Source organism: Pacificimonas pallii (assembly GCF_019204005.1).
GTDB lineage: Bacteria > Pseudomonadota > Alphaproteobacteria > Sphingomonadales > Sphingomonadaceae > Pacificimonas > Pacificimonas pallii.
This window is the reverse complement of record NZ_JAGSPA010000003.1, coordinates 264875-281611: the sequence shown is the minus strand read 5'-3', so window position 1 is coordinate 281611 and position 16737 is coordinate 264875. Positions and strand designations below refer to the sequence as shown.

The 16737-nt window shown below is 61.0% G+C and carries 16 protein-coding genes; 15 read left to right on the top strand and 1 reads right to left on the bottom strand.

Features of this window, described 5'->3' with window-relative positions; translation table 11 throughout:
- Positions 1-110 precede the first annotated feature (110 nt).
- From KCG44_RS10000 to KCG44_RS09950, 11 genes are all read left to right on the top strand, one after another.
- On the top strand, positions 111-755 hold the full coding sequence (locus tag KCG44_RS10000; RefSeq protein WP_218445942.1) for an XrtA/PEP-CTERM system exopolysaccharide export protein: 645 nt from the start codon (positions 111-113) through the stop codon (positions 753-755).
- 95 nt (positions 756-850) lie between these two features.
- On the top strand, positions 851-2371 hold the full coding sequence (locus KCG44_RS09995; RefSeq protein ID WP_218445941.1) for an XrtA system polysaccharide chain length determinant: 1521 nt from the start codon (positions 851-853) through the stop codon (positions 2369-2371).
- 10 nt (positions 2372-2381) lie between these two features.
- Positions 2382-3278, top strand: a complete 897-nt coding sequence (locus KCG44_RS09990) for a P-loop NTPase family protein (RefSeq protein ID WP_218445940.1) — start codon at positions 2382-2384, stop codon at positions 3276-3278.
- Positions 3256-3402 carry a hypothetical protein gene (locus KCG44_RS09985; protein ID WP_218445939.1) on the top strand — a complete coding sequence of 49 codons (147 nt, stop codon included), beginning with the start codon at positions 3256-3258 and terminating at the stop codon, positions 3400-3402. Before KCG44_RS09990 ends, KCG44_RS09985 begins: the two co-directional genes overlap by 23 nt.
- Positions 3386-5056 carry a porin family protein gene (locus tag KCG44_RS09980; protein WP_218445938.1) on the top strand — a complete coding sequence of 557 codons (1671 nt, stop codon included), beginning with the start codon at positions 3386-3388 and terminating at the stop codon, positions 5054-5056. Before KCG44_RS09985 ends, KCG44_RS09980 begins: the two co-directional genes overlap by 17 nt.
- A gap of 12 nt (positions 5057-5068) precedes the next feature.
- Complete coding sequence (locus tag KCG44_RS09975; RefSeq protein ID WP_218445937.1) at positions 5069-6136, top strand: XrtA/PEP-CTERM system-associated ATPase; 1068 nt, start codon at positions 5069-5071, stop codon at positions 6134-6136.
- Positions 6133-6987: an XrtA system polysaccharide deacetylase gene (locus KCG44_RS09970; protein WP_218445936.1), complete on the top strand. Its 855-nt coding sequence runs from the start codon at positions 6133-6135 to the stop codon at positions 6985-6987. The genes KCG44_RS09975 and KCG44_RS09970 overlap by 4 nt, the downstream gene beginning before the upstream one ends.
- On the top strand, positions 6984-8057 hold the full coding sequence (locus KCG44_RS09965) for a FemAB family XrtA/PEP-CTERM system-associated protein (RefSeq protein ID WP_255536471.1): 1074 nt from the start codon (positions 6984-6986) through the stop codon (positions 8055-8057). The genes KCG44_RS09970 and KCG44_RS09965 overlap by 4 nt, the downstream gene beginning before the upstream one ends.
- The gene (locus KCG44_RS09960) at positions 8057-9295 is read left to right on the top strand and encodes a TIGR03087 family PEP-CTERM/XrtA system glycosyltransferase (protein WP_218445935.1); all 1239 of its coding nucleotides are present in this window, start codon (positions 8057-8059) and stop codon (positions 9293-9295) included. Before KCG44_RS09965 ends, KCG44_RS09960 begins: the two co-directional genes overlap by 1 nt.
- Complete coding sequence (gene xrtA / locus KCG44_RS09955) at positions 9292-10860, top strand: exosortase A (RefSeq protein WP_218445934.1); 1569 nt, start codon at positions 9292-9294, stop codon at positions 10858-10860. The genes KCG44_RS09960 and xrtA overlap by 4 nt, the downstream gene beginning before the upstream one ends.
- Positions 10860-12749, top strand: a complete 1890-nt coding sequence (locus KCG44_RS09950; RefSeq protein ID WP_218445933.1) for an XrtA/PEP-CTERM system amidotransferase — start codon at positions 10860-10862, stop codon at positions 12747-12749. Before xrtA ends, KCG44_RS09950 begins: the two co-directional genes overlap by 1 nt.
- Here KCG44_RS09950 and KCG44_RS09945 read toward each other — a convergent pair.
- Entirely contained in the window at positions 12746-13594 is an 849-nt protein-coding gene (locus KCG44_RS09945) for a hypothetical protein (protein WP_218445932.1), read from the bottom strand. The genes KCG44_RS09950 and KCG44_RS09945 overlap by 4 nt on opposite strands.
- A 305-nt stretch (positions 13595-13899) precedes the next feature.
- On the opposite strand from KCG44_RS09945, the gene KCG44_RS09940 reads away from it, so the two are divergent.
- The 4 genes from KCG44_RS09940 to KCG44_RS09925 all read left to right on the top strand — a co-directional run bounded on the left by KCG44_RS09940 (position 13900) and on the right by KCG44_RS09925 (position 16428).
- Positions 13900-14547, top strand: coding sequence for an energy transducer TonB (locus KCG44_RS09940; RefSeq protein WP_218445931.1), 648 nt, complete (start codon positions 13900-13902; stop codon positions 14545-14547).
- Between the two features lie 66 nt (positions 14548-14613).
- On the top strand, positions 14614-15411 hold the full coding sequence (locus KCG44_RS09935; RefSeq protein ID WP_439651445.1) for a MotA/TolQ/ExbB proton channel family protein: 798 nt from the start codon (positions 14614-14616) through the stop codon (positions 15409-15411).
- A 117-nt stretch (positions 15412-15528) separates the two neighbouring features.
- A complete protein-coding gene (locus tag KCG44_RS09930; RefSeq protein ID WP_369411962.1) occupies positions 15529-15981 on the top strand; it encodes an ExbD/TolR family protein in 453 nt (150 codons plus the stop codon).
- A gap of 18 nt (positions 15982-15999) precedes the next feature.
- Positions 16000-16428, top strand: coding sequence for an ExbD/TolR family protein (locus KCG44_RS09925; RefSeq protein ID WP_218445929.1), 429 nt, complete (start codon positions 16000-16002; stop codon positions 16426-16428).
- Positions 16429-16737: the final 309 nt, after the last annotated feature.

The following is a 16737-nucleotide window of genomic DNA, read 5'->3' as shown; positions in this document are numbered from 1 at the left end:
ATAGACCGCTTGGCGGGAATACGCCGCCGGAATAATCGTTGGTTAATACGATGCGTCTATTGGCCAGCATAAGATAGCATGAGAACGCGCAGAAAAGGGTACATATCGCCATGATCGCTTCCGTGAAAAGATACACATTGCCAGCCATTTGTGCGCTTGGTCTTGCCGCTTGCGGCGCTTCGAATTCAGGGCTTCCCGAGCTGCCGCCAGCGAAGTTTTCCAGCTCTTCCGAGAGCGAACCGGCCCAGAATTACGTCATTGGTCCGCTCGACACGTTGCAGGTGTTCGTCTGGCGCAACCCGGAGCTGTCGACGTCCGTTACCGTGCGCCCCGACGGCCGCATCACGACGCCGCTGATCGACGATCTGGAAGTTACCGGCAAAACGCCTGCCGCGCTGGCCAAGGAAATCGAGGAAAAGCTGTCCGTCTACATCGCCGAGCCTATCGTCCAGGTGATCGTTACGGGTTTCCAGGGGCCGCTTTCCAAGCAGGTTCGTGTGGTGGGTGAGGCGACACGTCCTTCCGCCATTCCGTACCGCAACAAGCTGACCCTGCTTGACGTCATGGTGAATGTCGGCGGCCTGACGGAATTCGCGTCTGGGGATGGTGCGCGGCTGATCCGCGTCGATCCGGACACCGGCACGCAGACGGAATATGCGTTGCGCATCGAAAGCCTGCTGAAGGATGGCGATACCAGCGCGAACGTCGCGATCCAGCCGGGTGACGTCATTATCATTCCAGAGAGCGCTTTCTAGGCGTAAAAGCGCTTCCACGCCCGGTCGTTCGGCCCCGCTGACCTGCCCCCAAGGATATCGGCTCATATAAAATGCGAAGTCTTCAAGAAGAACTGATGACCACCCTCTATGGGGTGTGGCGGAAGCGGTGGTGGACTCTGCTGATCGCATGGCTTGTGTGTCTGGCTGGCTGGGCTTTTGTCGCCACCATTCCCAACAGCTATCAGTCGTCAGCCCGCATCCTGGTGGAATCCAGTTCGATCATCCAGCGCGAGATGGGCGGCGGCGGCGATGGCCGCGAGCTTGATATCGTTCGCCAGACGCTGACCAGCCGTCTCAACCTGGAAAAGGTTCTGCGGCGGACGGAAATGGACCTTGGCCTGGTGGACGATGCCGCGGTCGACGCCGCCATCACCGAACTGTCCGACAATATCACTGTTGGCAGCCAGTCGGGTAACCTCTTCACGATTTCCTATCAGGCGTCCGATGGCAGGCTGAGCGATCAGGCCAATGCGGACCGTGCGCGATCGATCGTCGACAATCTCCTCCAGATATTCATGGAGGAGAATGTCACCGCGGACCGCGATGACATCAACGAAGCCATCCGCTTTTTCGAAGACCAGCTTGCCCAGCGTGAGCGTGAACTGGAGGCGTCGGAAAAGCGCCGCGCGGAATTCGAGGAAAAATACCTCGGTCAATTGCCCGGCGAAGGCAATATTTCCGAGCGTTTGTCCGGCGCACGCGTCGAGCTTGCCGATGTGCAGCTGGAACTGGCGCAGGCGCGGTCCAGCCTGGCCGCGCTTACCGGCCAGCTTGGCGGGACACCGCGCACAATGGGCGGCGGGGTTTCGAGGAGCGGCATAGCGCCGGGTATCATCACGCCGGCGCGGCAGCGCGCCAATGTTATCGAAGAGCAGATCAGCCAGCTTCGCGCCGCAGGGCGCCTTGAGGGGCATCCCGACGTGGTGCTGGCGCGTCAGCAACTCGCGAGGCTGGAAGTCGATGCCGCGCGCGAAGAGGCGGAACTGAAGGAAAGTGGCGGGGGCTTCATCCCCTCGTCAAATCCTGCCTATATTAACCTGCAGTCGATGATTCTGGAGAAGAGATCGCAGGTCGCGGCCCTTGGGGCACGTGCCAGCCGCTTGCAGGCCGCAATCACCGATCTTGAGGTGAAGCAGCAGGAACAGCCGGGCATTGCCGCCGAGCAGGCACGCCTCAATCGCGACTATAATGTGCTTCGCAGACAGTATGAGGCGCTGCTGGAAAGCCGTGAGGAAATTCGCCTGCAAAGCGATGTGCAGACACAGACCCAGCAGGTTCGTTTCAGCGTGGTCGACCCGCCGTCGCAGCCGCGCGAACCCGTTGCGCCGAACCGCCCGGTACTGCTTTCGCTGGTGTTTGTCGCCGCGCTTGGTGCCGGTATCGCCGCCGCCTTCCTGGCAAGCCAGTTGCGGGCAAGCTTCGTGACCGCGGGGCAACTCGAAAGCCAGTTCGATGTACCGGTCGTCGGTTCGGTCAGCGAGATCGTGACCGAGGCGGACCGGGCGCAGAACCGTGTGCGTCTGGCTGGTTTCACCGTCCTTTCACTGGGGCTCGTCGCCATTTACGGTGCGCTCCTGCTCTACGAACTCGTTTAGGAAACGCGCCATGAACGACAAAGACGATAAAAGCGCAAAGCGCGCGAGTCTGCTGGAGCGTGCAGCCGCAGAACTTGAAAGCGGCAAGGTTGCCAGCGTGTCGACGAGCCGTCCGCCGCCTCTGGTGCGCAAGGCCAAGGACGATGCGCCGAAGGTGAAGGCCAAGCCTGCCCCCAAGGCGCCCGCAGCGCCCAAGGTCGCCGCTCAAACGCCGGTCGCCGATGCACAGCCGCCAGCGGAGGCGTCCCAGATTGGGGGCATGCCGTTTGGTGGCCAGGATGAAGCGCCGACAAAGACCAGCCGCAGGGGACATATCGACCTCGCCGCGCTTCGCGACCTTGGCTATGTCGTGCCCGATAGTCCGGCGACGGCGACCGCGGAGGAATTTCGCATCGTCAAACGCCAGCTGCTCATCAACGCCATGGCAGAGGGCGATCGCCGCATAGAGAACGGCAATCTGATCCTGGTCTGCTCTTCGCAGCCGAACGAAGGCAAGACGTTCTGCGCGGCGAACCTCGCGCTTTCCATCGCCTCCGAGCGTGATGTGACCGTGCTGCTTGTCGACGCCGATTTCGCCAAGCCTGAAATTCTGTCGACGCTTGGCCTGGAGGGGGGGCAAAGGCCTGATCGACGTGGTTGCCGACCCTTCGATCGAGCTCAGCGATTGCCTGATCAAGACCAATATCGAGAATTTTTCGGTGCTGCCCGCGGGCCGCCAGCACAATCTGACGACGGAGTTGCTGGCGTCGGAACGTATGGGCGCGATGATCGACGAGATCGCCCGCCGCTATTCCGATCGCATCGTGATTTTCGATTCGCCGCCATGTCTTGCGTCATCCGCGGCGTCTGTCCTTGCCCTGCACGTCGGGCAGGTCCTGTTTGTCGTGGAAGCCGAAACAACGCGTGATGCAGAGCTTCGTGACGGCCTCGCCATGATGTCGGTTTGTGACAATGTCACGATGCTTCTAAACAAGGCACGCTATGCCGGCATCGGCCGCCGGTTCGGGACCTATTATGGTTATGGTACATAATCTGAAAATCCGCCGCGTCGCAACGTCTGCGGCGATCGTCTCTCTGGTCGCGGCAACGTCCGGACAGGCACAGGTGAACCTGTCTGGATCCGCGGTCGTGCGCCAGGTCTTTACCGACACGACCGGCGGTGCCTCACCAACATCCGGGTGGCTTGAAACGGGTCTTTCGGGCCTCGCCAATATCGAGACCCGGCGGGTGAACGGCGCTGTCGCTGCAACGGTGACACGGCGCTTTGAACAATGGGGCCGCGTGAACCGCAGCTACCGCGTCAATGCGGACGGCGAGTTGACCGGCACGTTGATACCGCGAAACCTGTTCCTGACGGTCGGCGGCCGTGCGTCTCAATATCAGCGCGATAGCCGCGGCTTTGTCGGTTCGAATCCCGATGCCGACAATGGCAATACCGCTCAGGTCTTTGCTGTTTACGCCGAACCAAGCGTGCGGACATCGCTTGGCGCCGGTATGGACGCGTCGGCAACCTACCGGATCGGCAAGACGACCGTAGACGGCGTTCGCAGCAGTGCCCTGTTGTTAAACGGTGACATTGGCCTTGATGGCAATAGCAGTGGTGCCCGCGGATTATCGGACTCGCTGTCGCAATCCGCCACGATCAGCGCTGGACTTACGCCTGGTCGCCAGCGCTTCGGCCTGCGGGTCGTTGGCCGCTGGACGAAAGAAGAGATCGATGAGCTTGACCAGCGTTACCGCTCCTACTCCGTCAGCGGGCAGGGTACCTATCAGGCCAGCCGCAAGCTGAGTTTCACCATTGAGGGTGGTTATGAGGATATTCTCAACCGCCAGCAGTCGATCCTGTTCGACCCGGTAACCAATCTGCCGCTGGTGGGACCGGATGGGGAGTTCCTGCCGGACCCCGTCAACCCGCGGCGCACGGCATTTGATCGCTCCGGCGCGTTCGGCACGGTCGGATTTCGCTACGCACCGAGCCGCCGCGCGAATTTCAGCCTGCAGGTCGGGTATCGCTATGGCGACCCCAATATCAATGCGAGCATGACGTTCGAACCGATGCCCAAGGTCGTCGTCACGGGAAGATATAATGAAGGCCTGTCGAGCTTCGGACGTCTACTGACGCAAAGTATCGACGGCGAGGTGGTCAGTGTCCAGCGCACGAACCAGACCACGGGCTTTGGCGAATGCACATTGGGCCGCGATCCCGTGACGGGGGGCTGCCTCGGCAATCTGACGCAGTCACTGGTGCCCGCGACGTTCAGGAGCCGCCGCGGCTCCGTGGGCGTGATATATGATGCGGGACAGATGACCTTCGGCGCCAATCTTTTCTACAATGAGCGCGGTTATGTCGATTTGCAGCAGCTGCAGGTCGCCGGCGACGCTGATGTGACGGCCCAGAGCTTCTCAAATGACGATACCAGCTACGGCATTTCGGGAATTGTCACCTATAAGCCGGGCGCCCGCCAGACATTCACCATTTCGGGATCATATTCGCGCAACGCCTTCGCACTGAGCGAAAACCGGACGGATGACCTTATCGCCGGCTCGATCAGCTATAAACGCGATCTGGGCAACAGCCTGGCGCTTGTGTCGCGCGCTGGCGCCGCGCTGCGATCATCAGATGACGGGTTTTCCCGCGATAGCAAGAATTACAGCGCCTCCCTCGGCCTGACATACAGTTTTTAGGGAGCGACCCAGATGTACACTGACTTTTACCGGCTGAGCGGCAAGCCGTTTCAGCTGACTCCCGATCCCGATTTTTACGTCGATACCAAAACCCACCACAAGGCGATGGCCTATCTGACCTACGGCCTGTCGCAGGGTGAGGGGTTCATCATCGTCACCGGCGACATTGGCGCGGGGAAAACCACGCTGGTCGCCCGGGTTCTGCAGCAGAATGCGGGCGGCGGCATTGTCATCGGGAATATCGTCACGTCACTGGTCGACGGCGACGATCTGCTGCGATTGGCTGTCGATTCCTTTGGAATGCAGGCTGCGGGTACCGACAAGTCGGCGCTTCTGAGCCAGCTGGAGCAATTCCTGAGATCCAAGCGGCATGAGGGGAAGCGGGTCGTCCTTATCGTGGACGAAGCCCAGAACCTGCCTTTCAGCGCGCTGGAAGAAATGCGCATGCTGTCGAATTTTCAGGAGGGCGGCGAACCGCTGCTACAGACGGTGCTGCTCGGCCAGCCGGAGTTCCGCGCGCGCCTCTCGACGGCCCCCAATCTGGAGCAGCTGCGCCAGCGCATCATTGCGTCGCACCATCTGGAGCCGATGAAACGCGACGAACTTGAGACCTATATCGAAAGCCGTCTGGCGCGGTGCGGCTGGAACGGTGATCCCGCCTTTACCGATGCGGCCTACGATACGCTTTACGAGGCGTCGGGCGGGGTCCCGCGGCGGGTGAACAACATCATGTCGCGCGTGCTGCTGTTCGGCTCGCTGGAAGAAACCCACGAGATCGATGAAGCGCTCGTGCGCGAGGTCGTCGCCGACTATGACGCGGACAATGCGATGCCCGACCGGGCCAGTTTTCATCGCCAGGTGGAAATGTCTCGCTCCGGCGCAGCGCCGTCGAGTGCGGCAGCCAGCGAAGCCGACATGGCAGCGGCGAATGAGCGTTTCGAGCGGCTGGAGCGGCAGGTCGATTCGCAGGATAAGGTCATCAAGCAACTGATGGCGATGCTGTCCGACATGAACGGGCAGCTCGATGAGCTGAGTGGGGCCCCGGCGATGGACCCGGCGACACACCGGGCGGCGGAATGACCATCGTCAATGCCATGTCGATCGACGTGGAGGAGCACTTCCAGGTCGGTGCCTTTGAAAATGTAATCGCGCGGTCCGACTGGAGTGATCATGCCAGCCGTGTGGAACGCAATACGCGCGCATCGCTCGACATGTTCGAGGCGCACGGCGTAGCGGCGACCTTCTTCACGCTGGGCTGGGTCGCCGAGCGCGCCCCGAAGCTGATCCGCGAGATTGTCGAACGCGGACATGAAATCGCAAGTCACGGCTATGGCCATGACCGCGTCCACAGCTTCACGCCCGATGAGTTTCGCGCCGATCTCAAAAAGTCCCGCGCGCTGATCGAGGATGCCGCGGGCGTGGCCGTTCGCGGGTACCGCGCGCCGAGCTTTTCCATCGGCAAGGCGAACAAATGGGCGCTCGATGTGCTGGCCGAGGAGGGGTATGCCTATTCCTCAAGCGTCGCGCCCATCCAGTCGGATCATTATGGCTGGCCGGAAGCGCCGCGCTTTGTCCATAAGCCTGTCGCCGGATCGGACATGATCGAGATTCCCGTGACGACCGTCACCTATATGGGCCGCCGCATGGCGTGCGGCGGCGGCGGCTTTTTCCGGCTGCTGCCCTATGGGTTTTCGACATGGGCGATCAATCGCGTGAATCAGATCGAAAAGCAGTCCGCGGTGTTCTACTTCCACCCCTGGGAGATCGATCCCGGCCAGCCGCGAATCCCGGGCGCGCCGCTGAAATCGCGCGTGCGGCATTATACGAACCTGAACGTGATGCAGGCGAAGCTGGAACGCCTGATGACGCGCTTCCGCTATGACCGCATGGACCGCGTGTTCCTTCCCCACGAAGAACGTCTGGCGGCATGATGCAGGCGGTCAGAGCGGAAGAGGGAACGAATAACCCGGCAGGCGCGGTGGACGTCGTTACCGATGACGCGGCCTATGACGCGTATCTGGCGAAGGCGGGCGGCGTAAAACCCTTCCATCGGCGCGCATGGGGCGACGCGATTGCGGCATCCTGCGGACACCGGGTGCATCATCTGGTCGCAACGCGCGCGGGGGAACCCGTGGGTGTCCTGCCGCTAACCGAAATTCGCTCCGCACTGTTCGGCAAGAGCCTGGTGTCCAATGGATTCGCGGTTGAGGGCGGGCCGCTTTACGACGATGACGCGGCACTCGCGGCGCTGGACGGGAAGGCATGGGACATTGCCCGATCGGGCGGCATTGACGTGCTGGAATATCGCGGCCCCGGACGTGTCCATGCGGACTGGGCGAAGAAGGACGATGTCTATGCGTCCTTCGTTCGTCCCATTGCGGCCGATACCGACGCCAATCTGACGGCGATTCCGCGCAAGCAGCGGGCAGAAGTGCGCAAATCGCTAAAGCTCAACCTGGAGGTCGCCATTGGCCGCGACGCCGCCGCGCTTGACGAACATTATGGTATTTATGCGACCAGCGTGCGCAATCTTGGCACGCCGGTATTTCCGCGCAGCCTGTTTCGCGAGATGGTCACCCGTTTTGGTGAAAACGCCGATGTGCTGACCGTGCGCAAGGACGGTGCGCCGGTTGCGTCCGTGCTGTCCTTTTATGACAATGGCACGGTTTATCCCTATTGGGGCGGCGGTACCTTTGCGGCGCGCGGGCTAAAGGCCAATGAACATATGTACTGGATGCTGATGGAGCATGCGCACGCACGCGGCTGTACGGCGTTCGATTTCGGGAGGTCCAAGGTCGGGACCGGCCCCTATTCCTATAAGAAAAACTGGGGTTTCGAGCCGCAACCGCTGGTTTACGAATATCGGTTAGGGGAGGGCGCGGAGATGCCGAATCTCAATCCGAACAGCCCCAAGTTCAAGCTGATGACGGACATGTGGCAGCGTCTGCCCTTATGGCTCGCCAATCGGCTGGGTCCGATGATTGCGAAGGACCTTGGCTGATGGCGAAGCCCGAACTGCTGTTTCTGTCACACCGGATTCCCTATCCGCCGAATAAGGGCGACAAGATCAGGTCGTGGAATGTGCTGAAGCACCTGACCGAGCGGTTCGATGTTCACCTCGGCGCGTTTGTCGACGACCCCGCGGACCGCGAACATGAAGCGTTCCTGCGCACCGTCTGCAAGGATGTGTGTCTGCTCGACATGGACAAGGCCGCGCGCATTCCGCGCCTGATCAAGGGCTTCAATTCCGACCGGCCGCTGTCCATCGCGATGTGGGAGGACCGGCGCATGCACGATTTTACGCGCGGCCTGTTCGATCGGGGCGGCGTGGAGCACGTCTTTGTCTTCTCAGGTCAGATGGCTCCCTATGTGCTGAAACATACCAGCCGCCGCCGTATGATTATGATGGATTTCGTCGACATCGATTCCGACAAGTTCCGGCAATATGCCGCGCAGTCGAACTGGCTGAAGAAAATCGTCTATGCACGCGAAGCCAAGTTGCTGGAGCAGTTCGAAAAACAGGTCGCGCGGGTGGTCGACGCCAGCCTGTTCGTGTCAGAGGCAGAGGCCGACCTGTTCAAAAGCTATGCCGGATCATATGCGCATACGGTCTACGCGCTGAACAATGGTGTCGATCTGGATTATTTCAGCGCGGACGCCGACTTTGCGCCCATGCGGCTGGAGGGCGCGCCGTCCTTCGTCCTGACGGGGGCGATGGACTATAAGCCCAATGTGGATGCCGCGACGTGGATGGTGAAAGACATTCTGCCCCGCGTGCGCAAGACGTTTGCGGACGCCAGCTTCACCATCGTCGGCTCCAGCCCCAATGCGGAAGTGCTGGCGCTCGACAAGAAGCGCGGGGTGACGGTGACCGGCCGTGTTGCCGATGTCCGTCCCTATGTGGCGGCCGCTGATATTGCCGTCGCGCCCATCCGCATCGCACGCGGTGTTCAGAACAAGGTTCTGGAGGCGATGGCGATGGCGCGTCCGGTCGTAGCGACAAATCATGCCTTTTCCGGCATTCATGCCGAACCCGGCCGCGATCTTCAGATTGCCGACAGTGCGGATGACTTCGCAGCAGCGCTCGTCGCGCTGATGCAGGACCCGGAGCGACGCAAGACCTTGGGAATGGCGGCGCGAGCGCGTATGGATGCAGCCTATAGCTGGCCCAGCCAGATGCGGCGCCTCGATCAGATCATCGACCGCCACGATGCGAATTTGCGGAGTGCGACCACATGAACGATGCCACGGCGATCAATACGGAAACGGCCACCCCGGTGCCGGTAACGGTCGCCCCTGGCTGGCGCGTTTCGCTGATCGCGTGGGCCGTGCTGGTGACAGCGATCATCCTGCTGTTCTGGAAGGATTCGGCGGACATTGTCAGCCAGTGGTGGAACAATGCGACGTACCAGCATTGCCTGCTGATCCCGCCCATCATCGCCTATCTGGTCTGGCAGCGCAGGGCCGAAGTCGGGCAGTTGACCCCGCGGCCGTTCCTGCCCGCCGCCGCCCTGCTGCTCGTCGGTGGCCTTGGCTGGTTGCTTGGCCAATATGCGGGTGTCGGCCTGGTGCGGCACGCGGCGCTGGTTGGCATGCTGATTGTCAGTGTGCCGCTGGTGTTCGGATTGACCGTCGCGAGGGGACTGCTGTTCCCGCTATTCTATGCGCTGTTCATGATCCCCGTCGGCGACCAGCTGATTCCTGCGCTGCAGATGATCACCGCCGATATGTGTATTTTCCTGCTCGACCTGTTCGATGTGCCCGCGTTTATCGATGGCGTATTCATCTATATTCCGACGGGCAGTTTCGAAGTGGCGGAGGCCTGTTCGGGCGTTCGCTTCCTGATTGCGATGATCGCCTTTTCCACGCTGGTGGCGCATCTTTGCTTCAAGAGCACACTTCGCCGCATCGTCTGCGTGGTGAGCGCCATCGCGCTCTCCATCATCGCAAATGGCCTGCGGGCGTGGGGTACGATATATATCGCTCACCTGACCACCCCGGCTTTTGCCGCCGGTGTCGATCACGTCGTTTATGGCTGGTTCTTCTTCGCGTTCGTGATGGCGATCGTCCTGGGTGTCGGCTGGTTCTTCTTTGATCGTCCGGTGGACGATCCCGCCTTCGACCCGAGAAGGTTGCAGCCGCGCACGCCTGCGATCCCGCTGTCCAAGGCGTTCGGTATCGCAGCGGGCCTTGGCGTTATTGCGATCGCCGCGGCGCCGGTTTACGGCATGCTGGTCGGCGAGCGCGCGGCGGACCAGCAAACCGCGATGATCGAGCTGCCCGATGTCTCCGGCTGGACCAAGGTGCCCACCCAGGGTTCCGGCTGGCAGCCAATCTATGAGAACGCGTCGGCGAGCGCGTCGCAAAGCTATCGCGATGCCGAGGGACGTCAGGTCGATCTGTTCATCGCCATATATGACCGTCAGGATGATGAGCAGGAGATGATCTCTTACGGGAATGGCCTGTTCGAACCCGATGGCGACTGGAGCTGGGCGCAGAATCTTGCAAATCCGCCAGGCGGCCGCGGCGTGCAGTTGCAGCGGGTGCCCTATATCCGCGATGTCTGGCATTATTATCTGGTCGGCGACGCGCTGACGGGAAGCGACTATGGCGCGAAAATGGCGACGCTGAAGACGCGCCTGCTGGGCGGGCCAACGCGCGCGGCGACCATAATTGTCAGTTCCGAACATCGCGACAGCAGCGTCAACAATGTTCCCGCCATCGCGGACTTTGTCGGTGCACTGGGTGATTTGCAGGCGGCGCTCGATCAGGCCGCCGTCGCCGAGGCTGTGGCAGCGGAATAATGTGCGGCTTTGCGGGTGTTTTCGATCGGCGCGACCGGCGAACGGTTCCTGAACCGATAATCGATGCCATGACCGACGCCCTGGTTCATCGCGGACCGGACGGGCGCGGCACCCATATCGAAGCGGGCATCGCACTGGGCCATCGGCGCCTGTCGATCATCGACCTGTCGCGCGGTCACCAACCGATGCCGAGCGATGATGGCCGGTTCCAGATCGTTTTCAATGGCGAGATCTATAATTTCCGCGAGCTGAAGGCGGAGCTGCAGGCGGCAGGGCACGAATTCCGTTATGACAGCGACACCGAGGTTCTGATCGAGGGATACCGGGCCTGGGGCGCGGAGATGCTGCCGCGACTGGTCGGCATGTTCACCTTCGCCATCTGGGATGCCAGAGAGCGCACGCTGTTTCTGGCGCGCGACCGGTTCGGCGTGAAGCCGCTTTATATCGCCCATCTGCCCGACGGCCGAACATTGTTCGGGAGTGAGATGAAAGCGCTGATGGCCTGGCCGAACCTGCCGCGCGATGTCGACCCCCGCGCGATCGAAGATTATTTCGCTTATGGTTACGTCCCGGAGGACAAGAGCTTTCTGAGGGCGGTGAGCAAGCTGCCGCCGGCGCATCACCTGACGCTGCGGCAGGATGGCGGCGCGGCGCCAACACCGGTGCGCTATTGGGACATCGAATTCCGCGCGAAACATCGCGGCCCGGTTGAAAAACTCGAGGCGGAACTGATCGAGCGGCTGGAAGCGGCCGTGGGTTCCCGCATGGTCGCCGATGTGGAGGTTGCCGCGTTTCTTTCAGGCGGGGTCGATTCGTCCGCGGTTGTCGCACTGATGGCGGGCATTTCGGAACGGCAGGTGAAGAGCCTTTCCATCGGCTTTGACGAGGGCGGATTCGATGAAACGCCGCATGCCGAAGAGGTCGCGCGCCGTTATGCGACTGAGCATCATTCACGCACGGTGACGGCGGATGATTACGGCCTGATCGAGACGCTGGCGACAGCCTTTGACGAGCCTTTTGCCGATGCAAGCGCGGTGCCGACCTACCGCGTCTGCGAACTGGCGCGTGAGCATGTGAAGGTTTCGCTGTCGGGGGACGGCGCGGATGAGGCGATGGCGGGATATCGCCGCTACCGCCTGTTCATGAACGAGCAGCGCGTTCGCGGCATCCTGCCCGCTGGCATGCGCCGCGGTATTTTCGGCGCGCTTGGCCGCGCCTACCCGAAACTGGACGGCGCGCCGCGTTTCCTGCGCGCCAAGACCACGTTCGAGGCGCTCGCCATGAGCCCTGGAGAAGCCTATTATCATGCGGTTTCGGTGACCTCGGACCGGATGCGCGGTGAGCTGTTTTCGAGCGGGCTAAAGGATGCGCTGGGCGGTTATGAGGCGAAGCGGTTATATGCCGATACATTTGCCGGGGCGCCGGCCGACTCCACGCTTGGCGCCGCGCAATATACCGATATCCAGCATTATCTGCCGGGCGATATTCTGACGAAGGTGGACCGGACGTCCATGGCCGTCAGCCTGGAGGCGCGCGAGCCGCTGCTCGACCACCGGCTGGTGGAGTGGATCGCCGCGCTGCCCGACCGGCACCGCCTGCGCGGAGGCGAGGGCAAATGGCTGATGAAACGGGCGCTGAAACCGTATTTGCCAAATGACATTCTCTACCGGAAGAAAATGGGCTTCGTCGTTCCGATCGAACGATGGTTCCGCGGCGCGCTTGCCGACCGCGTTGCGGGGCTTGTCAGCGACAGCAAGGTGGCCGGTAGCGGCTGGTTCGACATGGACCGCTTCGGCAGGCTTGCCGATGACCACCGGACCGGACGCGGTGAGCACAGCCGTACCCTGTGGCAGATGGTCATGCTGGAAGAGGCGCTCGCGCGGCTTTAAACGGGATCGCCGCGGCGCTGGAAATTGCGTTCGCATGCCCCGAGTTTCGAACGCACAAAGCCATAGTCGCGCGTCAGTGCTGCGGCGACTGACGGGACTTGCTCTGCCAGGATATCGCCAGGCAGCGCGGTCGGCAGATCGCATGCGAGCATCAACGCGACGATTGAGCCATCGCTGGGCGGTTCCATGCTCGTATCGATGATATCGCCTGTCGCCACCGTATAGCGCGGCCGCTCACCGGGCCGGTTCAGGACGATGAGGGACATGGGGTCGCCCGATGCAGTTTGCATGAAGATCTGACTTTCCGATTCGCCGGGAATTGACCCCTCCACATGAAATGCGGATATGATTTCACGAGGGCGCAGAGCACGTTGTGCCGGTTCGGCAAGTTCGCTCGCAAACGTCCTGACATTCTGCTCTCTTGCCGCCGACCAGGGCTGCTGGCCGTAGCGATGTGCCAGGGCAAATTCGCCCGGGCTCTGCTCCTGCCCCAGGAAAAGCAGCGCGCGCATGTTCTTCATCCGCGGTGCCCGGCCATTGTCGGCCGCCGGGACATCGACCAGATATTTGATCTGGGCGGGTACGCCGCCACGGGCCGTGATGAGCGTTGTCACATCCGCATGGACGAGCATGCGATGAAACCCCGGTGCGAGGCCGGGAGATTTTTCGCGCGGAATGCTACGCGTTTTGGTTATGGTCGCGGAGAGAATCGTGTCCGACTCTAAAGTCATATCGATCAGATCGACACGTCCAGGCTCGGGTGTCGACACTGCCAGCGCGCCAAACGAAAAAGTCGACATGGCGAGGATCGCGCACTTAATACTGGTCCGAAACGCTTCGATCATGACTTTTCAACTCCTTGATAAAATATGTTTATCACGCTTGTCCAGCAACGCCTGTGCCAGTTTGGCGACAGGCTATGAACCTTGCGTGTATCCGATTTTCACGCTTGCGGGCACCGGGGTGCGCTGTTAGCACTTTTTTAAGGGACGGGAGACCTCACGGCGACCGCACGCAATTCGGTGCGGTATCGACGACGCAGGAATTTCTCGTTTTTCGTGATGCAACGGTTTGCGCTTTTCCGCGTTATATCGTGATCAGGCAGGGAGTATTCGGGACCGCCATGGCCTCATTTGTAGACGAACCGGGAATGAGCAATAAGCGAGTCATATCGCTTGTACTTGTTGGACTAATTCACGTTTTTCTCGGCTATGCCGTGATTAGCGGCCTCGCGCTCAAGGCGGTCAAGATTGTGACCGGCCCTCTGGAGACGTTCGAGGTCGAGGACGAAATCGTCGATGAGGAAGAGCCCCCCCCCCCGCCCGAGCAGCTCGACGAAATTCCGCCTTATGTGCCGCCGCCCGATGTTGTGGTGGAAAGCCTGCCGCCGCCGCCGGTCCCGGTAACGGTTGTGAACACGCCGCCGCCGCCGCCAAGAGCGGTTGTGGTGCCGCGCGCGCCGCCCGCACCGCCAGCGCCGCCGCCTGCACCCGCAGGGCCGACGCGTGACCCCATTCCCAGGGGCAATCGCTCATCATTCACGCAGGCCGATTATCCTGCGTCATCCGAGCGTTCCGAAGAAGAGGGAACGACTGTCGTTAGCTACAGGGTCGGTACAAATGGCCGTGTCGTCAGTGGAAGCTGCGAGGTCGTTCAATCAAGCGGTCACAGCCGCCTCGATCGGCAGACCTGCCGCATTCTTGAGCGTCGCTTCCGGTTCGAGCCAGCCTTGCGCAATGGCGAGCCCATAGAAGCGCGCGATACGCAGAAGGTGCGTTGGGAATTGCCTGATCGGTAAGCGACAGGACGATATAATAGTAACTCTAGTGAAGTGACTTTCATGTCAGGGGAAATGACGATGAAGATGAGTATCCAGAACCTATCGCTGAAGGCGTCGATCGCCGCTGGCACCCTCATGGTTTCCGCACCGGCGATGGCCGCGATTGAAACCGAAAACCCTTATGGTCTTCTGCCCGCGCTTAAACAGGGCGGCCCGATTGCCTGGTTCCTGTTTGCCGTGCTGCTGATCATGTCGCTCGGTACGTGGTATCTGCTGTTCACCAAATGGTTCGATCAGCGCAAGATCATGAATGAATCGAAGGAAATCGATAAGAAGTTCTGGACGGCGCCCAGCCTTCGCGAAGGCGCTTCGAAGCTTCCGAAGAATTCCCCGTATCGCATGATCGTCGACGACGGCATTCGCGCTTCCGAGCATCATGAAGGCCGTCTGACGGACAAGATCGACGAGCATGAGTGGGTCACCATGTCCCTCGAGCGGTCGCAGGCAGCGATCTCCTCGAAGCTTGCCGGTGGTCTTAGCTTCCTCGCCTCTGTTGGTTCGACGGCACCGTTCGTCGGCCTGCTGGGAACCGTGGTCGGTATTTACCGCGCCCTGATCGGGATCGGCGTTGCCGGACAGGCATCCATCGACAAGGTCGCCGGACCGGTTGGCGAGGCGCTGATCATGACGGCGCTCGGCCTGTTCGTGGCCGTGCCCGCGGTGCTTGCCTATAACTGGCTGCTGGGCCGTAACCGCGACGTGCTGAAGCACATCGGGAATTTCTCGGACGACGTCCACGGCTTCCTGGTTTCGGGCTCGCGCGTTTCGCAGAATACAGCTGCCGCCAAGGTGGCAGCAACGGCACCCGTCGCCAAGAAGTAAGCGAGAATGAATGTCTGGCCGGGGGCGTTCCCATTGGAACCACCCGGCCGGTCCTTCCTCTCCCCGCGTAACTGCTGAAGGAATGCCCCTGTTATGGGAATGAGCGTAGGAGAAAGCGTGGCCGATGCGCCAATGAACGAGATTAACACGACGCCCCTTGTGGACATCATGCTCGTTCTGCTGATCATCTTTCTGATCACCGTTCCGGTCGTCATCCAGACGGTGCCGCTGGAGCTGCCCAATGTGCGTTCGACGGCCACGACGACGTCGCCGGAGAATGTCAGCCTGTCCGTAAGCAGTCAGGGCGATGTCTATTACGGCCAGCAGCGTATGGATAATTACGAGGAATTGCGTGAGAAGCTGGCGTCCAACCTTCGCTCCTTCATTGAGGAAGCGGAAGCGAAGGGCGAGACGATCACCGAACTTCCTGAGGTTCATATCCGTGGTGACGCTGGCGTTGAATTCCAGAATGTCGGCGGCGTTATCTTTACCGTGCAGCGCGCAGGCTACATCAAGATCGCTTTCATTTCCGAACCGCCCGCTGGTAATGTCCAGCGCGCGCTTTACTAGAATTTAGGAGCAGCCGATATGGCCATTTCAATGGGTGGGGGCGGTGGTCCCATGGTGGAAATGAACACCACGCCGCTCATCGACGTGATGCTGGTTCTCCTCATCATGTTCATCATCACCATTCCCATCCAGACGCACGCGGTGAAGCTTGACCTTCCCGTACCGTCGGACGATCCGCCGCTTGAGGATATTGTCGATCCGGTCGTCAACCGCATTACGGTCGACTTCCTGAATGACATTTACTGGAATGGTACGCCGGTTACCCCTGACCAGCTTGCGGCGTTTTTCACGCAGTCGAGCAGGCTGGACCCTCAGCCCGAAGTGCATGTTCGTCCGGACGCCCTGTCCCGCTATGATGTGGTCAGCGAAATCATGGCATCCGCGCAGCGCAATGGCGTCACGAAAATCGGCTTTGTGGGCAATGAGCAATATGCTTCGCTGAAATAGGCGGGTATAAAATCATCGACGAAGAAGGGCGGTTCGCATGAGCCGCCCTTTTTTGTGCGTCGAGTTTTTAGGCGTGCCGTTTATGCAGTCTATCAGTGGTCGGTGAACGATTTTTTGCCTTCGACCGCCTTGTCCAGATTGCTGGAAATGGGTGATGGGACGCAGGTCTCGCCGGATGCGACGCATTCTGCCGATCTGTCTGCGCTTCTTATAGTTTCGGCGATACGCCAGCGATGGCGACCGGACGCCGCACCACGAAGACCGCAGGGGATTGCGGGCGCCGCAGCGCTGCAAGGGGCCGGGCGGCAG